This is a genomic window from Actinobaculum sp. 313 (genome assembly GCF_003073475.1).
Taxonomy (GTDB): Bacteria; Actinomycetota; Actinomycetes; order Actinomycetales; family Actinomycetaceae; genus Asp313.
Window position 1 is genome coordinate 956,930 of sequence record NZ_CP029033.1, and the last position, 15,052, is coordinate 971,981.

The window sequence follows — 15,052 nt, forward strand, 5'->3', positions numbered from 1 at the left end:
CCAGCCTAGCTGAGAATCTCAGCCTGAATCGACCATGCCAACCCGGAGTGGAAAAACATTGTGAGGCAAGGGAAGGGACAGTAGGCTACCACTATGGTGTTCACACGTTGGAAGCGAGCCTTCGCGGCCCTTGTAGGAATGTTGATGCTGACGGCCGGGATGGCGGGGTGCACGAGCGTGCGCACTGATGGTCTACATCCGGGCGGCGGTTTGGATTCGCCTACTGTTGGACCGTCTGATTCGGATACGACGCCGGACGACACCGGCGAGGACGAGCCGGTCGCCACGCAGATCAAGATCGTGGCCAACGGGCATGAAATGACTGCTACGTTACAGGAGAACAGCGCCGTAGACGCATTGCGCGACATCCTCGCCGATGGTCCCCTCACGCTCGAGTTGAAAGATCAGATTGAGAAGTACAAGGGTGCGAAATTGGAGCAGGAGCTACCGACAGACGACTGGAAGCCAATCAACCCTGGGCCTGGTGACATCATCTGCGACAGGATTGGTGAACTCGGTATCTACTACAGGTATAACTGGGCTAATGCCGTTCGCTTGGCGAAGATCGATGATGTCACACAAGAGGAACTGAAAGAGATTCTGGGCACTGGCGACGTCACCGTTGAAATCAGCTTAGTGGAGGAATGAGGTCGGTGCTCTAGGGCCGCCCTGTGTGGGGCGGTTTACGCGTGCTAATACGTTAAGCGGACGCGAAGGCGCGAGGCGGCGCGGCACATGGCAGCGGCGAGTCGGGCGCTACCGTGCGCAAACGCCCCGGGCTTGGGGCCGCACGTTGCGAGGCGGCAGCTACGGTGCGTCAGGTCGGCGGCTGTGGTGGTGTGCTCGGGCCGCCTGACACACGGCAGCGGCACACGGCAAGTGCGGGCGACGAGCTGTGCTGTAACGGCTTGGTGTTGTGCTGCAACGGCCTTGGAGTTCTAAGAAGAGGAAAATGCTCTGGATGCGGCGCTTGGGACGCCGTCGGTGATTCTCACTCCCTCAAGTGCGAGGAGGTATGCCTTCCGCTCTACGCCGCCCGAATATCCGGTGAGGCGACCGTCCGCCGCGACCACACGGTGACACGGCACGATGATGGAGACCGGATTGCGGCCGACGGCGGCGCCGACTGCTCGCGCGGAGACTCGGGTATCGGGGTGCCCGGATGCAGCACGATCCGCCGCAATACGTCGCGCTATCTGCCCGTAGGTGGTTAGTTGACCGTAGGGAATGGCCGTGAGGTGAGTCCATACCTCCTTTTGGAAGGCGGTACCTTCGGCGCGAAGAGGAGGGCACGGGCCGGGGTCACGGCCGGCAAAGTATTCGTCCAACCATGCCACCGCATCATGGAGTACGGGCGGTGTGCGAACAGTTTCGTCGGTGGAAGGTAGTGGGTTGCTACCGGGAGAAGCCAACTGTGTGGCGGGACCGGAGTCTTCCTTCCTGACCGTTGGGCTGAGGGTCGGGGGTGTAAAGAACATGTTGGCTTTGGTGGCGTCGTGCTGGTGGCATGGCAGGAGCTTGCAAATGCACCCGTTGTTGCTGGCGAGCAAGAGGTCGCCGATAGGGGAGGTGTAGGTGATCGCCCTATAGCGGATCGGGTCGAGCACGGCCTATCTCCTTTCGTGTGGCCACGCGGCAGGTGCGTGCGGGAGGTTCTCGGGCGGTGTGCCGACTATGTTCGGCTGAGCCTACGGTGTGCAGAAGGGTGCTGCCGCCATGCTAAACCCTGAGTCAGCCATCCGCTCGAACTTCGGGAAGTAACGACGGTTTGAAGGGAATGGATGGGGTGGAGAGATTCTATCAGTTGGCGAGGTGGACGGAGCGCCGACTCACCAACCCGCAGAGGTATTCGGAGCGTCGGCGTGGCCTCCGGGTGACGTAGTTGGAACACCGGTGCCGCGACCTGGCAAGGCGGCTGGAACACTACTGCCGCAACCTGGCGTTCTGTTGGGATGAAGTACTGGATAACAACCGACTCGATCTTTCACATCGGTTGCAACCTGGCGTGTTGCTGGGATGAAGTACCGGATGTTGAGTCGGCCGACGTCAGTATTTCGCGACGGGCCGTGGTTGGTATCTAGCGTGGCATGCCGTGGCGGTGGCGCAATCGACTGTGTACGGGGGCTACCCCTCCCAGCCTACGTTAAGGTTGTTGAGTATATGCTTCTCCTATGGCAAAACCAGTAAGAAAACTTTCCAGGTTCGGAACCGTTGCGGTAGCGATGGCCCTTGCAGGTGGCCTCGTCGCATGCGGCACAAGTAATAAGGGCGCCGATCAATCAACGACGGCGTCGGCGCGAGCGGAAGCGACGCCGGTAGAAGCAACTCAGATGCCGGAGACGCCCGCAGGGTTGGAGGCCTTTTACAACCAAGATCTCAAGTGGGAGGAATGCGATAAGGAGTATCAGTGTGCCACGGCAAAGGCACCGTTGGACTATGACAATCCGGACGGCAAGGAGATTGATATTGCGCTCAAGAAGCTTCCTGCGTCGTCGGGTAAGCCGATCGGAACCCTATTCCTCAATCCGGGTGGGCCTGGCGGTAGCGGAGTCGAATTCGTCGCCGCCGCAAAACTGACATTCTCACCCGATCTGCTATCGGCTTTTGATGTCGTCGGGTTCGATCCACGAGGTGTGGGTGATTCGACCGGCATCAAGTGTCAAGCCGATGGCGAATCCGATGGCTCAGATGCAAAGGCGGGAACGGCAGATGCCGCGGGAAGCAATATGTCTTCCGCCGAGGAGACGGAAAGAGGGGCGGCGGATCTCGCCGCTCGGTGTGAAGAACATACGAAGCCTGCCGAACTGTTGGATCATGTAGATACCGTGTCTGTGGCCAAGGATCTCGATATGTTGCGGGCGTTGGCCGGGGATCCACGCTTGTATTACATGGGCTTCTCCTACGGTACCTTGCTGGGAGCAACCTACGCGGAGCACTTCCCGGGCAATGTGGGGCGTTTGGTTCTTGACGGTGGAGTAGATCCGTCTATCTCCTTGGCTAAACGCTCAGAAGAACAGGCTGTTGGTTTTGAGAAGGCCTTGGAAACCTTTGTAAACACTTGCCAGCAGCAAAAGGCGTGCCCGTTTGCGGGAGACACAAAGCAAGGCGTGCAGGAGTTGCGGGGTCTGTTGGATGAACTGGACAACAACCCGATTCCCGTTGACGGCAAGGATAACGCGCCAGTAACCGGTGCCGAGGCGAAGAGCGTGCTGCTGAATGCCTTCTATGAGGACCAGCTATGGCCGAATGTCTTTGATGCTTTCGCCAAGGCGAAGGAAGGCGACGGAACCAGTATGCGCGAGCTAGCAGAGCTATTGGCGGATCAGGGTGGCGGTAAGGGAGACGCAGTCCAGAATGCGATTGACTGCATGGATTATCCGGTAGAGGGTGATCGTGCCCAGTGGGATCAGCAGGCTGCAGAACTCAAGCAGAAGGCTCCTGTCTTCGGTGATGGGTACATAGATCTGTACTGCCAGACTTGGGGACACCACGGAACCGAGAAACGCGCCGAGATTAAAGCGAAGGGAGCTGCACCGATTCTGGTGGTTGGAACAACCGGCGATCCCGCGACTCCACACCACTGGTCGGAGGCCCTGGCCAAGCAGTTGGAATCGGGGAGCCTGCTTACCTGGGAGGGTAACGGGCACACGGCATATGGTCGCGCCGGTGAGTGTGTGACATCTGCGGTTGATGGCTATCTGCTGCGGGGCGTCATGCCGGAGGATGGGAAGGTCTGTACTGGCTGACCTGCCAATCGTTTAGGCTCGCTGACTTGATGTGTTGAGTTGCGAGTTACTGCGATACTATTCTCGGTCGATATGTGTGATCTGGGTGGCCGGGCTGGGGGAACCTGGCCCGGCCGTTCGTTTCGCTGTTGACGGCGACTCGTGGGCTCGGTTCCGGTGACCTCCGGCAAGGTAAGGCTAGTCAAGCGCGACTACGGCCGCGAGTGGACGAGACAACGCCGCCATTTGTTGAGGGTGCAATCCGCGTGCTGTTCACATGTGTGAATAATTGGTCTCCGCTATCTTTTGATGGCATAGTGCCCCACTTCGTCGAGTACAACACGGCTGGCGGCGCGAAAAGTGTTGGATGGTGCGTTTCGTTTGTCTGACGCGCCGTGTCTTGCCTGGCGTGTACCCTTCGGCTGTGGATGGCGTAACCGCATAAGGTAGGGAAAGTGAGATGACTGTGGGGCATTTGATCGGGTAGAAGGTGATCGTCGCACAAGCGGAGCACGGCATCCAGCTAAGCTTAAGGTTACTAGGTATACGATACTCTCATGGCAAAACCAGTACGTGTACTTTCCAGGTTCGGAACGCTCGCGGTAGCGATCTCGTTAGCGGGTGGCCTCGTTGCATGCGGGGCAAGCAATAGAGGTGCCGAGCAGTCGGCGGCGTCGGCCCCGACGGGGCGACGCCGGTAGAGGCATCGGAACCGCCTGAGATTCCGAAGGGGCTGGAGGCGTTTTATAACCAAGACCTTAAGTGGGAGGAGTGTGATAAAGAGTACGAGTGTGCGACGGCGAAGGCTCCGTTGGATTATGACAATCCGGATGGCGCCAAGATTGATATTGCGCTCAAGAAGCTCCCCGCGTCGTCGGGTAAGCCGATCGGAACTCTTTTCCTGAATCCGGGTGGGCCTGGCGGTAGCGGAGTCGAATACGTCGACGACGTACGGGATACTTTCTCCGCAGACTTAGTCTCTGCATTTGACATCGTCGGCTTCGATCCGCGAGGTGTGGGGCAATCGACGAGCGTGCAATGCGAGGCCGATGGCGAGTCCGAGATGATGGAAGAGGTAGCAGATGCTGAGGAGCTTTCTGCAGCCGATGTGAATAAGAAGGTCGCCGAAGAAACCGCGGCTATGTGTGAAGCGCACACCAAGCCCGTGGAGCTACTGGATCACATAGATACCGTGTCTGTGGCCAAGGATCTCGATATGCTGCGGGCTTTGGCCGGAGATCCGCGCCTGTACTACATTGGTTTCTCCTACGGTACCTCGCTGGGAGCAACCTACGCGGAGCACTTCCCGGGCAATGTGGGGCGTCTGGTCCTTGATGGTGCGGTTGACCCGGCATTGTCTTCAGCGGAGCTCGCGAGGGAACAAAGTGTGGCCTTTGAGAAGGCTTTAGAGACCTTTGTGTCTGAGTGTCAAAAAGGGAGGGACTGCCCATTCGAGGGATCTGCGGCTCAAGGCGCTCAACAGATTCGCGACTTCCTGGACCAATTGGAGAACAAGCCGCTGCCCGTTGACGGCAGAGATGGCGTGATGCTGACCCGAGAAGATGCCACAAGACTGCTCACCAATGCATTCTATGAGGATGCCGTGTGGCCTACGCTTACTCAGGCACTCGCTGCGGCGTTTCAGGGCGACGGAACCGCCGCCTATGAGCTTCTGAGAATCTTCGAAGAGGCAGGAGGAGTTGAAGGGAGTGAGGTCACGAGCGCTATCGATTGTTTGGACTATCCGATTGAGGGAGATCAGGCCGAATGGGATAGACAGGCTGATGAGCTTGAGGAAGCCGCGCCGGTTTTCGGTCAGGCCTATACGGACCTCTACTGCCAGGCTTGGGGACATCATGGGACCGATAAGCGCACCGAGATTCATGCGAAGGGAGCTCCTCCGATCCTGGTGGTTGGAACAACCGGTGATCCGGCTACTCCGTACGAGTGGGCAGAAAGCCTTACGAAACAGATGGAATCCGCCACCCTGTTGACCTGGGAAGGCAACGGGCATACGGCATATGGTCGCGCAGGCGAGTGTGTGACTTCAGCAGTTGATGGTTATCTGTTGCGTGGCGTCATGCCAGAGAATGGGAAGGTCTGCAAGGGGTAACTGCGGCGTTACAACGTGACTGTTTGTCTCTTCCACCGGGTCGAGCACTAGGTACGTACCAGGTTGAGCGCTAGGCGTATCAGGGGTCGAACACTAGGTATATGCCGGGAAGAAGACGAGGCATGCGAGCCGTGCGGTGGAAAGGAACCGGAACGCCCGCCTATCTACCGGGAGCGTACTCGCGAGCCGTGAGGTGGAAGGGGTTTGGCAGCACTCGATTCGTGTGAACCGGGTGGCCGGGCTATGGGGAACCTAGCCCGGCCACCCATTTGTTCGAGCGGAGAGATGCGAGAGTAAGTGCGAGGTGGCAGCGGCATCGTAGCTCGGCGGGGTGTAGAGTGGTGTGGCGATTGAGCGTCTCGTGGGGTGTGGGTGGCGTTTGGCTACGGGTATCCGGGGCGGCCGGTGTCCAAATCCCGTCCAAACGAAGAGCGCCTGATTCGGAACGGCGCCAAAATCCGCATGATTCCGCCAGTTCTTCCATTGACTCAATCAAGTTTTCCGTTGTTTGGACGGGATTTTGACACCTCCCGTCCGACTTCCCGCCCTCTGAACCTTCGCATGGGGTACATAGGTGTGGGTGGAGCCGGGTGGCGCTGGAACCTGCCGAACCGATGCTCGCGCGGCACATCAGTGCGGGTGAGGCCGGGTGGCGTGGCTGACTTGGATGCTGGTGTGTGGCGATCACGCCAGTGCAGGTGGGCCGGATAGGTGACGGCAATCGCGTCCATCATCCGGTGGGCATGGCACCTATAATCCGGTGGGGCATGCAGCACGCCGAAAAGACGGAGACGAAAGCCAGATCGCGTCCATAATCCGGCGGGGCATGCAGCACGCCGAAAAGACGGAGACGAAAGCCAGATCGCGTCCATAACCCGGCGGGAGGATGGCGCCTATAACCTTGCAGGAGCATGGCGTTGTTCAAGATCTGGTGATTAGGGCGTGTCGGTATCTTGCGAACGCCGTCTCAGCGCTTCTCGGTGAGTTGTGCCAACGGCTCGTGAACGTGGCCGTTAGTTGCAACCATCTTGCGGGCAGCTTGTGATCGCGGCGCGAGTGGCACTTATACTCGCCCTGTGAGCACCGATTCTCTGCCCGTGGGCACTGATGATCTCGTTACTGCCGCGACTTCGCGCCCCCATGCCGTCCCTGAACATGGTGTGGCCAGCGGAGCGGCGATTCATCCGGTCCTCGTCGTCGACTTTGGAGCGCAGTACTCGCAACTCATTGCTCGCCGGGTACGCGAGGCACATGTGTACTCCGAGATCGTCCCTCATTCCATGAGCGCGCAGGAGATGCTTGCGAAAAACCCCGCGGCTATCATCCTGTCCGGCGGGCCGTCTTCCGTATATGCCGAGGGGGCGCCGAGCCTGGATCCGCAGGTCTTTGATGCCGGTATTCCGATACTGGGAATCTGCTATGGCTTCCAGGTGATGGCCCAGGCGCTGGGTGGGAGCGTGGGGCGAACCGGCACGCGCGAGTACGGGCATACGGAAGCCAGGACCGACCCGGATTCTATTCTGTTCGCGGGAACTCCGCCGCAACAGACGGTGTGGATGAGCCACGGCGACGCCGTACATGACGCTCCGGAGGGCTTTACGGTGACGGCGACGACGTCGCAAACGTCGGTGGCCGCATTTGAAGACAAGGCCAGGCAACTGTTCGGTTTGCAGTGGCACCCGGAGGTTCAGCATTCCGAGTTTGGGCAGCGTGCATTGGAGAATTTCCTGTATGAGGGCGCCGGGTTGAAGGCGACGTGGACGCCGGGCTCGATTGTTGATGAGCAGGTGGCGGCGATCCGCGCCCAGGTGGGTGGCGCACAGGTGATTTGCGCGCTGTCGGGAGGCGTGGATTCCTCGGTGGCCGCGGCGCTGGTGCATCGAGCGGTTGGAGATCAGCTGACCTGTTTCTTCATTGATCATGGCCTGCTGCGTGCGGGCGAGCGTGAGCAGGTGGAACAGGACTATGCCGTCGGCATGGGCATCCGGGTTATCACGGTCGACGAGTCGGAGCGATTCTTGGACGCGCTGCTGGGGGTGACCGACCCGGAGGAGAAACGCAAGATTATCGGGCGGGAGTTCATTCGGTCCTTCGAGGCCGCGCAGCGCATGCTGGTGGAACAGATAGAAGCAGGGCAGAGCGGCTCGGGCGCGGAGAGCGGCAAGGGTCCGCAGGGCGGCGCGGGCGGGCCGGGCGATGAAGATACGGAAGGCAGTGCTAGCAGGTCCGACGGTAAGGATATGCAGGGCAGCGTGGCCGCGACGGGCGGCAAGGATCCGCAAGGTGGCGTTGGCGGGCCGGGTGGTAAGGATCCGCAGCGCGGCGCGGGTGTGCCGGGTGTGCGTTTCCTGGTGCAGGGCACGCTCTACCCGGATGTGGTGGAATCCGGTGGGGGCGAAGGTGCTGCCAACATCAAGAGCCATCACAATGTGGGTGGCCTGCCAGACGATATGACCTTCGAGTTGGTGGAGCCACTGCGAGCTTTGTTCAAGGATGAGGTGCGGGCTATCGGTCGCGAGCTCGGCGTGCCGGAGAAGATCGTGGCCCGGCAGCCTTTCCCGGGGCCGGGGCTCGGTATCCGCATTGTTGGCGAGGTGACGCGGGAGCGGTTGGAGATATTGCGGGCGGCCGACCTAATCGTGCGGGAAGAGCTGACGGCGGCTGGATTGGATGAAGAGATCTGGCAGTGTCCGGTGGTGTTGCTGGCCGATGTACAGTCGGTTGGCGTGCAGGGTGACCAGCGCACTTACGGGCATCCGATTGTGTTGCGTCCGGTCTCCAGCGAGGACGCGATGACGGCGGATTGGACGCGTGTGCCCTACGACGTCGTCGCGCGGATCTCCAACCGGATCACGAACAGCGTGCCGGAGATCAACCGGGTGGTGCTGGACTGCACCAGCAAACCACCGGGCACGATCGAGTGGGAGTAGGGGTTTGAGTGGGTGCGGGTCTGTTCCAGCGTAATTCTGATGCGAGGCGCTGGTAAGCATCGCCGAAGAGTTCCTAACTTCTAGCCTGATCGAATAGTCGCCGTGTCATGGATCTGTCGCTTTCAAAAAGTGTGGTTTAAGGGCGGCAAAGTCGTAAAAGAGACGGAAGTGCTACCCTTAACTACCTGATAACGAGCCGCTGCGGGGCCTGTGGTGGTGTGCGGTGCTGCTGGAACAGCATAAGACGTGAGTTCTTAGGCGCCGAGTGCTGTAAGCGGCAGGATGTAGGCGTCGGCCTGCGCGTCGTAACGGGCGTATTCTCCCGCACCGACGACGACGGCAGAGAATGCGGGACGCGAGTTTCGCGCAGCCGGGTTAGCGGCCACCTTTCTACGCAGACGGCTGAGGCTTGCCAGTGCTTCGGGGACCTTGTTCTCGCCGAGTTTGATCTCGATCGGTGCCCACCTGCCGTCGCGCAGTCCGATCACCGCATCGACTTCGAGTCCGTCTGAATCACGGTAGTAGTGAAGTGGTTCGGCGGATGCACCGGGGAGCGCCCTTGCGTAGATGCCAAGGTCATGGATCGCAAGCGATTCGAAAAGCAGGCCGAATAGCTGGCCGTTGTCGAGCAGCCGCTGTGGGGTAATCTGCAGAAGACTGGCTGCTAGGGATGGATCCGCAAAGTAGCGTTTGGGCTTGGTGCGAAGACGACTCTTGGACCTGATCGGCGCATCCCATCCGGTAATCGGCTCGATGAGATAGAGAGACTCGAGAGCTTGGATATGTGCGGCTGTTCGTTCGATTGTGGCTCTGGTGCTGGATGCGGTGATTCGTGCGTCAGCAGCGATGGTCGAGAGTTTCGCCGCTGCGCCCAGATTGCGTGCGAGGGAGAGGGCGACATTGCGGGACTCTGTACCTGGCAGTCCCTTGCGGGGGATACTCACGTCGAAAAGGGCGGCAAAGTAGGAGTCAAGATACTCGGGTTCGAATGACTCTCGGTCGATGAGTGCGGGCCAGCCGCCTTTGCAGATGGATTCAGCAAGTGGATCGAGGTGCTGCTGAACGAGCTGTGGTTCAAACTTTCCCTCGAACAAGCCTGCCAGGGAGACGAGACCGGATGATGTGCCCGTTTCCTGGAGTGACATGGTGCTCATGCGCAGTTTGGCGATTCTCCCCGCGCCACTGTGGTGTCCCTTGGCCTTGTTTGGTTCTGCCGAGCCCGTGAGAATAAACGAGCCGGGCGGAGTTCGCGGACTGTCAACCGTTGATCGGACCTCGTCCCAGATTGCGGGGACGTCTTGCCATTCATCAATCACATGAGGGCGCGTCCCGATGAGTGCCGTTGCAGGATCTGGCTTTGCCGCTGCCTGTGGTCCGGATAATCCAGTCCGCGTGACGCTCTCGGCGAATGAGAGTGATGTCCACGTTTTCCCACACCACATGGTGCCCGCAACTTCTACGGCTCCGAACAGATCGAGTATTCGCGCAAGTGCGGTATGGATGACTCTGCGCGATAGCCGGCTGGTATCGGTGATTCGTGCTGCAATGAGACCTCTCCGATCGGTATGTCAGAGGATATTCTGTCGGGAAAATAGAGGATTTTATAGCGGGATTTTAGAGGGAATGTGGCCGGGAAAATAGAGGCCATGTCGGTGGGGTTTTAGAGGCTGGAGTGTCTGCGACTTCCCGCGTCGTCGACTGTATTCGACGGATGTAGAGCCCCGATGTCGAATATGTTCAACAGGAGGAGTGTCGAGGATGAATCATGAGTTGCTCAAGAGGGTTATCTACGATCCGCATGAGGTGATCGCCCGTGCACGGATCGTTCCCCGTGACTACGTCATGGAGTAGAACGCCAACTATGTTCTGACGGGTATGCGGCGTGCCGGCAAGTCCGCGATGTTGTATTCGATTGTGTATCGCCTCTTCGAAGAGGGAGCTAGCTGGGATGAGATCACCTACATCAACTTCGAGGATGAGCGTCTCGCGCAATTCACGGCTGCCGATTTCGATGAGATCGTGGCAGTGCAAAGTGAGATGTGTGGCGGCCATGGATACTTCTTCTTCGACGAGATTCAAAACGTTGACGGATGGGAGAAGTTCGCCAGAAGGCTTGCGGCTTCCCGGAAAGTGTCGCGTATGAGGGCAAGCGGGAGTATGTTTCGAGTGTCTACCAGAAAGTCCTTTTGGGTGATATCGTGGCTCGCAACCAGATACGCAATCCGAACGCACTGAGACTGCTGGTGAAGAAGATTGCGGAGTCGGTCTGTAGCGATATTTCCTACACGAAACTGCACCATGTGCTGAAATCCGTGGGTGCTTCTATCAGCAAGGACACCGTGATTGATTACGTCTCTCTCATCGCGGATGCCTTCCTCGTATTCTCCGTCGCCAACCAGTTCGCGAAGTCTGCCGGGCGGGAGAGCAACCCGAAGTATTACTTCGCCGATAATGGGCTGTTGAATCTCTTCCTGCTACAAAGTGACGGGGCGCTGCTGGAGATGTTGTGGCGACGCATTTGCATCGCCTGCGTCCTGGTGGGTTCTGTTTTCTCAAGTCTGCGGCTACAGGGGTCGACGCCGACTTCCTGCCGGATAACCGCGTTGCCATCCAGGTTGCCTACGCTCTGAATGGCGACTCGTATGAGCGGGAGGTTCACAACCTTGTGAAGCTGGCGAAGAGTTTCGATGGAGTGGATCGTTTCGTGATCGTCACGCATGACGACGAACGGACGATCGAAGAGAACGGGGTGAGGATCGACGTCGTTCCCACGTACAAGTTCCTGCTGGGGGAGGATCTCCGCGGGTAGGTGGCCAGATACTGTGGAGTGCTGTAGAGGTGTGCTCAGACGAGTACGTTGGCTGCTTGCCTCAACAACGTCGAGGCGTTGTCGGGTCAGGATCGGCGTCTTCCGGAACTGCGTTCTACATCGTACGCGTGAAGCGTAATATACTGCATTGCAGCCATGAAGCATGTGGAAGGTTATCCAACGAGCAACTCGGATGTACCTGAAAAACGGGAGGTGCGAGAGCTCGGGGAAGACCCGACCAAAGGTGGAGTGAGTGCCATGACTTTGCATACTTGCCTTAACCCGAGTGAAATCTCCGGAAGGGGGACCGGAGCACTGCGGGATCGTTTCGACATTGATGTCCGTGTGCTTGGCTGAGAAACCTGGGAAAGAGCGGAGGGCATAGCTTTGGCTGCCAGAATCGACTATGTGTGGGGCATAAGGATAGATGAGTCCTTCTACGAGAATGCTCTGATCGAGCGACTACAGAGCAAGCATCATTATGAGCATCGCTATGGCCCGGACGTTGCTCGTACCAGCGAGAAGTACGACGACGTCTTTATTGAGGGTGAGCTGCATACTGCCTTGGCTCGCATCAACCCGTTGCTCCCCATACAGGCAGTTGACGAAGCGATTCTTAAGCTCCATGACATTGGGGGAGGATCGCTGGCCCAGCGCAACGAACTCTTCATGGACTATCTGCAAAACGGTGTTGAGGTGCGTTTCTTCGACGGTAAGGAGGAACGCGATGACATCGTGCATCTTCTCGATTTTGACGACCCGGGCAACAACAGTTTCATCGCCGTGAACCAGTGGACATTCGTGGAGTATTCGGAGAAGCGACCAGATGTGATCATCTTCGTGAACGGTATGCCTCTCGTGCTCTTCGAGCTGAAGTCGCCTTCGCGAGAAGAAACCGACGCTTCGCACGCCTATCTACAGCTCCGACAGTACATGAAACAGATTCCCAGTCTGTTCGTGCCGAATGTGTTCTGCGTGATGAGCGACATGAGTGAAACGCGGGTAGGCACGATAACCGCAGACGAGGATCGCTACCTCTCGTGGAAGTCCGTTGACGGGGACTACTCAAACACCAGGTCTGCGAGTTGGGAAACGATGATTGACGGCATGATGCCAAAGGACCGGCTTCTGGATATCATCAAGAACTTCGTATGCTTCAATGACGACTCATCCAAGACCACAAAGATTCTCACGGGTTATCACCAGTACTTTGCCGTGAAGAAGGCGGTTGCGCGCGCTGTAGAAGCTGTGGACGGCAATGGCAAGATTGGTGTGTTTTGGCATACTCAGGGCTCCGGTAAGTCGCTTTCAATGGTATTCCTTGCGCATTTGCTTCAAGAGCGGCTTGAAAGCCCGACCGTAGTGGTAATCACTGACCGAAATGACCTAGACAACCAACTATTCGGCCAGTTCAGCCGCTGCTCCGCGTTCCTTCGCCAGGAAGCGGTACAGGCGGAAAGCCGGGAGCATCTCAAGTCACTTCTTGTTGGGCGTGAATCGAACGGCATCATCTTCACTACCATGCAAAAATTTACGGACGGTGATGAACCGCTGTGCGACCGCAGTAATGTGGTGGTGATGGTTGATGAGGCACACCGTGGGCAGTATGGCCTCACCGAGCGTATGGATGCTGAAGGTAATGTTTCAGTCGGAGCGGCACGCGTCGTGCGAAAGGCTTTGCCGAATGCGTCATTCATAGGCTTCACGGGTACCCCTATCTCAACCGAAGACAAGAACACTCGCGAGATCTTCGGGGACTATATCGACGTCTATGACATGACCCAATCCGTTGAGGATAACGCCACCCGGCCTGTGTATTACGAGAGTCGCGTTGTGTCGCTCAAGCTTGACAGAGATAAGCTCGCCCAGCTAGATGCTGCATACACCGAGTTCGCTGAAGAAGCCAACGAGACCAGCGTCAAGAAGGCCCAACGCGACACTGGAGGCTTGGACGCGATCTTTGGAGCTCCAGAGACGATCGACGCACTTTGCACTGACATCATCGAGCATTACGAAAACAACCGGGAAGACATCCTTGCGGGTAAGGCACTCATCGTGGCCTACAGCAGGCCCGTGGCGATGAAGATCTATTACCGCATGATGGAGTTGCGTCCTGGGTGGAAGGACAAGCTGGGCGTCGTCATGACGATCAACAACCAGGACCCCGAGGAATGGTTTGATGTCTGCGGCGGAAAGGCGCACAAAGCGGAGATGGAGCGCAAGTTCAAGAATGATGACGATTCCTTGAAGATAGCCATCGTCGTGGACATGTGGCTTACGGGCTTCGACGTGCCGAGCCTCGCGACCATGTACGTTTTCAAACCTATGGAGGGCCACAACCTGATGCAGGCTATTGCGCGCGTGAACCGCGTCTGCAAGGGAAAAGAGGGCGGCCTGGTTGTCGACTACGTGGGCATCGCGAGCAAACTCAAGCAGGCTATGAAGGACTATACGAGCCGGGATCGGCACAACTACGGCGACTTGGATATTGCTTCTACGGCCTATCCGAAGTTCCTAGAGAAGCTGGACGTATGCCGTGATCTTATGTATGGCTTCAACTACCAGAAGACAATCTTTACTAGGAACACGGCACAGTTGGCATCTGCCATCATCGAAGGAACTGACTGGCTTCTTGACCCGTCTCGTGAGGAGGACAGGGAGGATTTCATCAAGCAGTGTCAACTTATGAATCAGGCGCTTTCCTTGTGTAAGAGCTTGGTTGATGATAAGGATCAGCACGAGGCGGCCTACCTCTCTGTGCTCCGTGTTCAGGTACTGGGGAAAACGGGACGCCGCTCCTCCGGCGGTAAGGGAATGACGTACGCAGAATTCAACAAGCGCGTGACTGCGCTTCTTGAACAGGCGGTACACGCGGATGGCGTCATTGACCTGTTCGAAAAGGACAGTGTAGAGATTTCGCTTTTTGACGAAGCGTTCCTTCAGGAACTCGCCGAGATGAAACAGAAGAATATCGCGGTAGAAAGCTTGAGACGCCTTCTCAAAGAGCAGATCAAGGCCTACCAAAAGACGAGTGTTGTCAAGGGCAGAAGTTCAGCGACATGTTACAGAAGGCGCTCAACGGCTACCTGAACGGTATGCTGACCAATGCGCAAGTGATCGAAGAGCTTGTGAACTTGGCAAAAGAGATGATGAAGGACCGTGACGACGCGGAGCAGCTCGGTCTCACCGAGGAGGAGAAGGCCTTTTACGACGCGCTAACCAAACCGCAGGCCGTAAAAGACTTCTACGACAATGACCAGCTCGTCGCGATAACCCGTGAGCTAACCGAGGCGATGCGCAACAATGCGACCATTGATTGGCAACGGAAGGAGTCTGCGCGGGCAGGTATGCGCCGGGCAGTCAAGCGGCTGTTACGAAAGTACAAGTACCCGCCGGAGGGTGCTGAGGAAGCCATGGCCACTGTCATGGCACAATGTGAGGTCTGGGCGGACACGAAGATCTACGCATAGGAGGC

General features: G+C 57.9%; 8 protein-coding genes and 1 pseudogene. 7 read left to right on the forward strand and 2 right to left on the reverse strand.

Going from position 1 to position 15,052, the window contains the following annotated elements:
- Positions 1–93 precede the first annotated feature (93 nt).
- Positions 94–648 (forward strand): cyclophilin-like fold protein, encoded by a 555-nt coding sequence (locus DDD63_RS04130; protein ID WP_125482430.1) that lies wholly within the window; start codon positions 94–96, stop codon positions 646–648.
- A 290-nt stretch (positions 649–938) separates the two neighbouring features.
- Here DDD63_RS04130 and DDD63_RS04135 read toward each other — a convergent pair whose 3' ends face one another.
- A complete protein-coding gene (locus tag DDD63_RS04135) occupies positions 939–1,607 on the reverse strand; it encodes a methylated-DNA--[protein]-cysteine S-methyltransferase (RefSeq protein WP_240611412.1) in 669 nt (222 codons plus the stop codon).
- Positions 1,608–2,171: 564 nt separating this feature from the next.
- Between DDD63_RS04135 and DDD63_RS04140 the strand changes: the two genes are divergently transcribed.
- The 3 genes from DDD63_RS04140 to guaA all read left to right on the forward strand — a co-directional run bounded on the left by DDD63_RS04140 (position 2,172) and on the right by guaA (position 8,768).
- Positions 2,172–3,746 (forward strand): alpha/beta hydrolase, encoded by a 1,575-nt coding sequence (locus DDD63_RS04140; protein WP_240611414.1) that lies wholly within the window; start codon positions 2,172–2,174, stop codon positions 3,744–3,746.
- Positions 3,747–4,536: 790 nt separating this feature from the next.
- Positions 4,537–5,838 (forward strand): alpha/beta hydrolase, encoded by a 1,302-nt coding sequence (locus DDD63_RS04145; protein ID WP_240611416.1) that lies wholly within the window; start codon positions 4,537–4,539, stop codon positions 5,836–5,838.
- 1,178 nt (positions 5,839–7,016) lie between these two features.
- Positions 7,017–8,768: a glutamine-hydrolyzing GMP synthase gene (guaA, locus tag DDD63_RS12780; RefSeq protein ID WP_240611463.1), complete on the forward strand. Its 1,752-nt coding sequence runs from the start codon at positions 7,017–7,019 to the stop codon at positions 8,766–8,768.
- A gap of 254 nt (positions 8,769–9,022) precedes the next feature.
- Here guaA and DDD63_RS04160 read toward each other — a convergent pair whose 3' ends face one another.
- On the reverse strand, positions 9,023–10,210 hold the full coding sequence (locus DDD63_RS04160; protein ID WP_108715313.1) for a DUF4143 domain-containing protein: 1,188 nt from the start codon (positions 10,208–10,210) through the stop codon (positions 9,023–9,025).
- 648 nt (positions 10,211–10,858) lie between these two features.
- Between DDD63_RS04160 and DDD63_RS04170 the strand changes: the two genes are divergently transcribed.
- The 3 genes and pseudogenes from DDD63_RS04170 (at position 10,859) to DDD63_RS04175 (ending at position 15,047) form a co-directional block, all read left to right on the forward strand.
- The gene (locus DDD63_RS04170) at positions 10,859–11,398 is read left to right on the forward strand and encodes a hypothetical protein (RefSeq protein WP_240611417.1); all 540 of its coding nucleotides are present in this window, start codon (positions 10,859–10,861) and stop codon (positions 11,396–11,398) included.
- A 35-nt stretch (positions 11,399–11,433) separates the two neighbouring features.
- Complete coding sequence (locus DDD63_RS12215) at positions 11,434–11,577, forward strand: hypothetical protein (protein WP_164505449.1); 144 nt, start codon at positions 11,434–11,436, stop codon at positions 11,575–11,577.
- 408 nt (positions 11,578–11,985) lie between these two features.
- A pseudogene (locus tag DDD63_RS04175) lies at positions 11,986–15,047 on the forward strand (type I restriction endonuclease subunit R).
- The last annotated feature ends 5 nt before the right edge of the window (positions 15,048–15,052 follow it).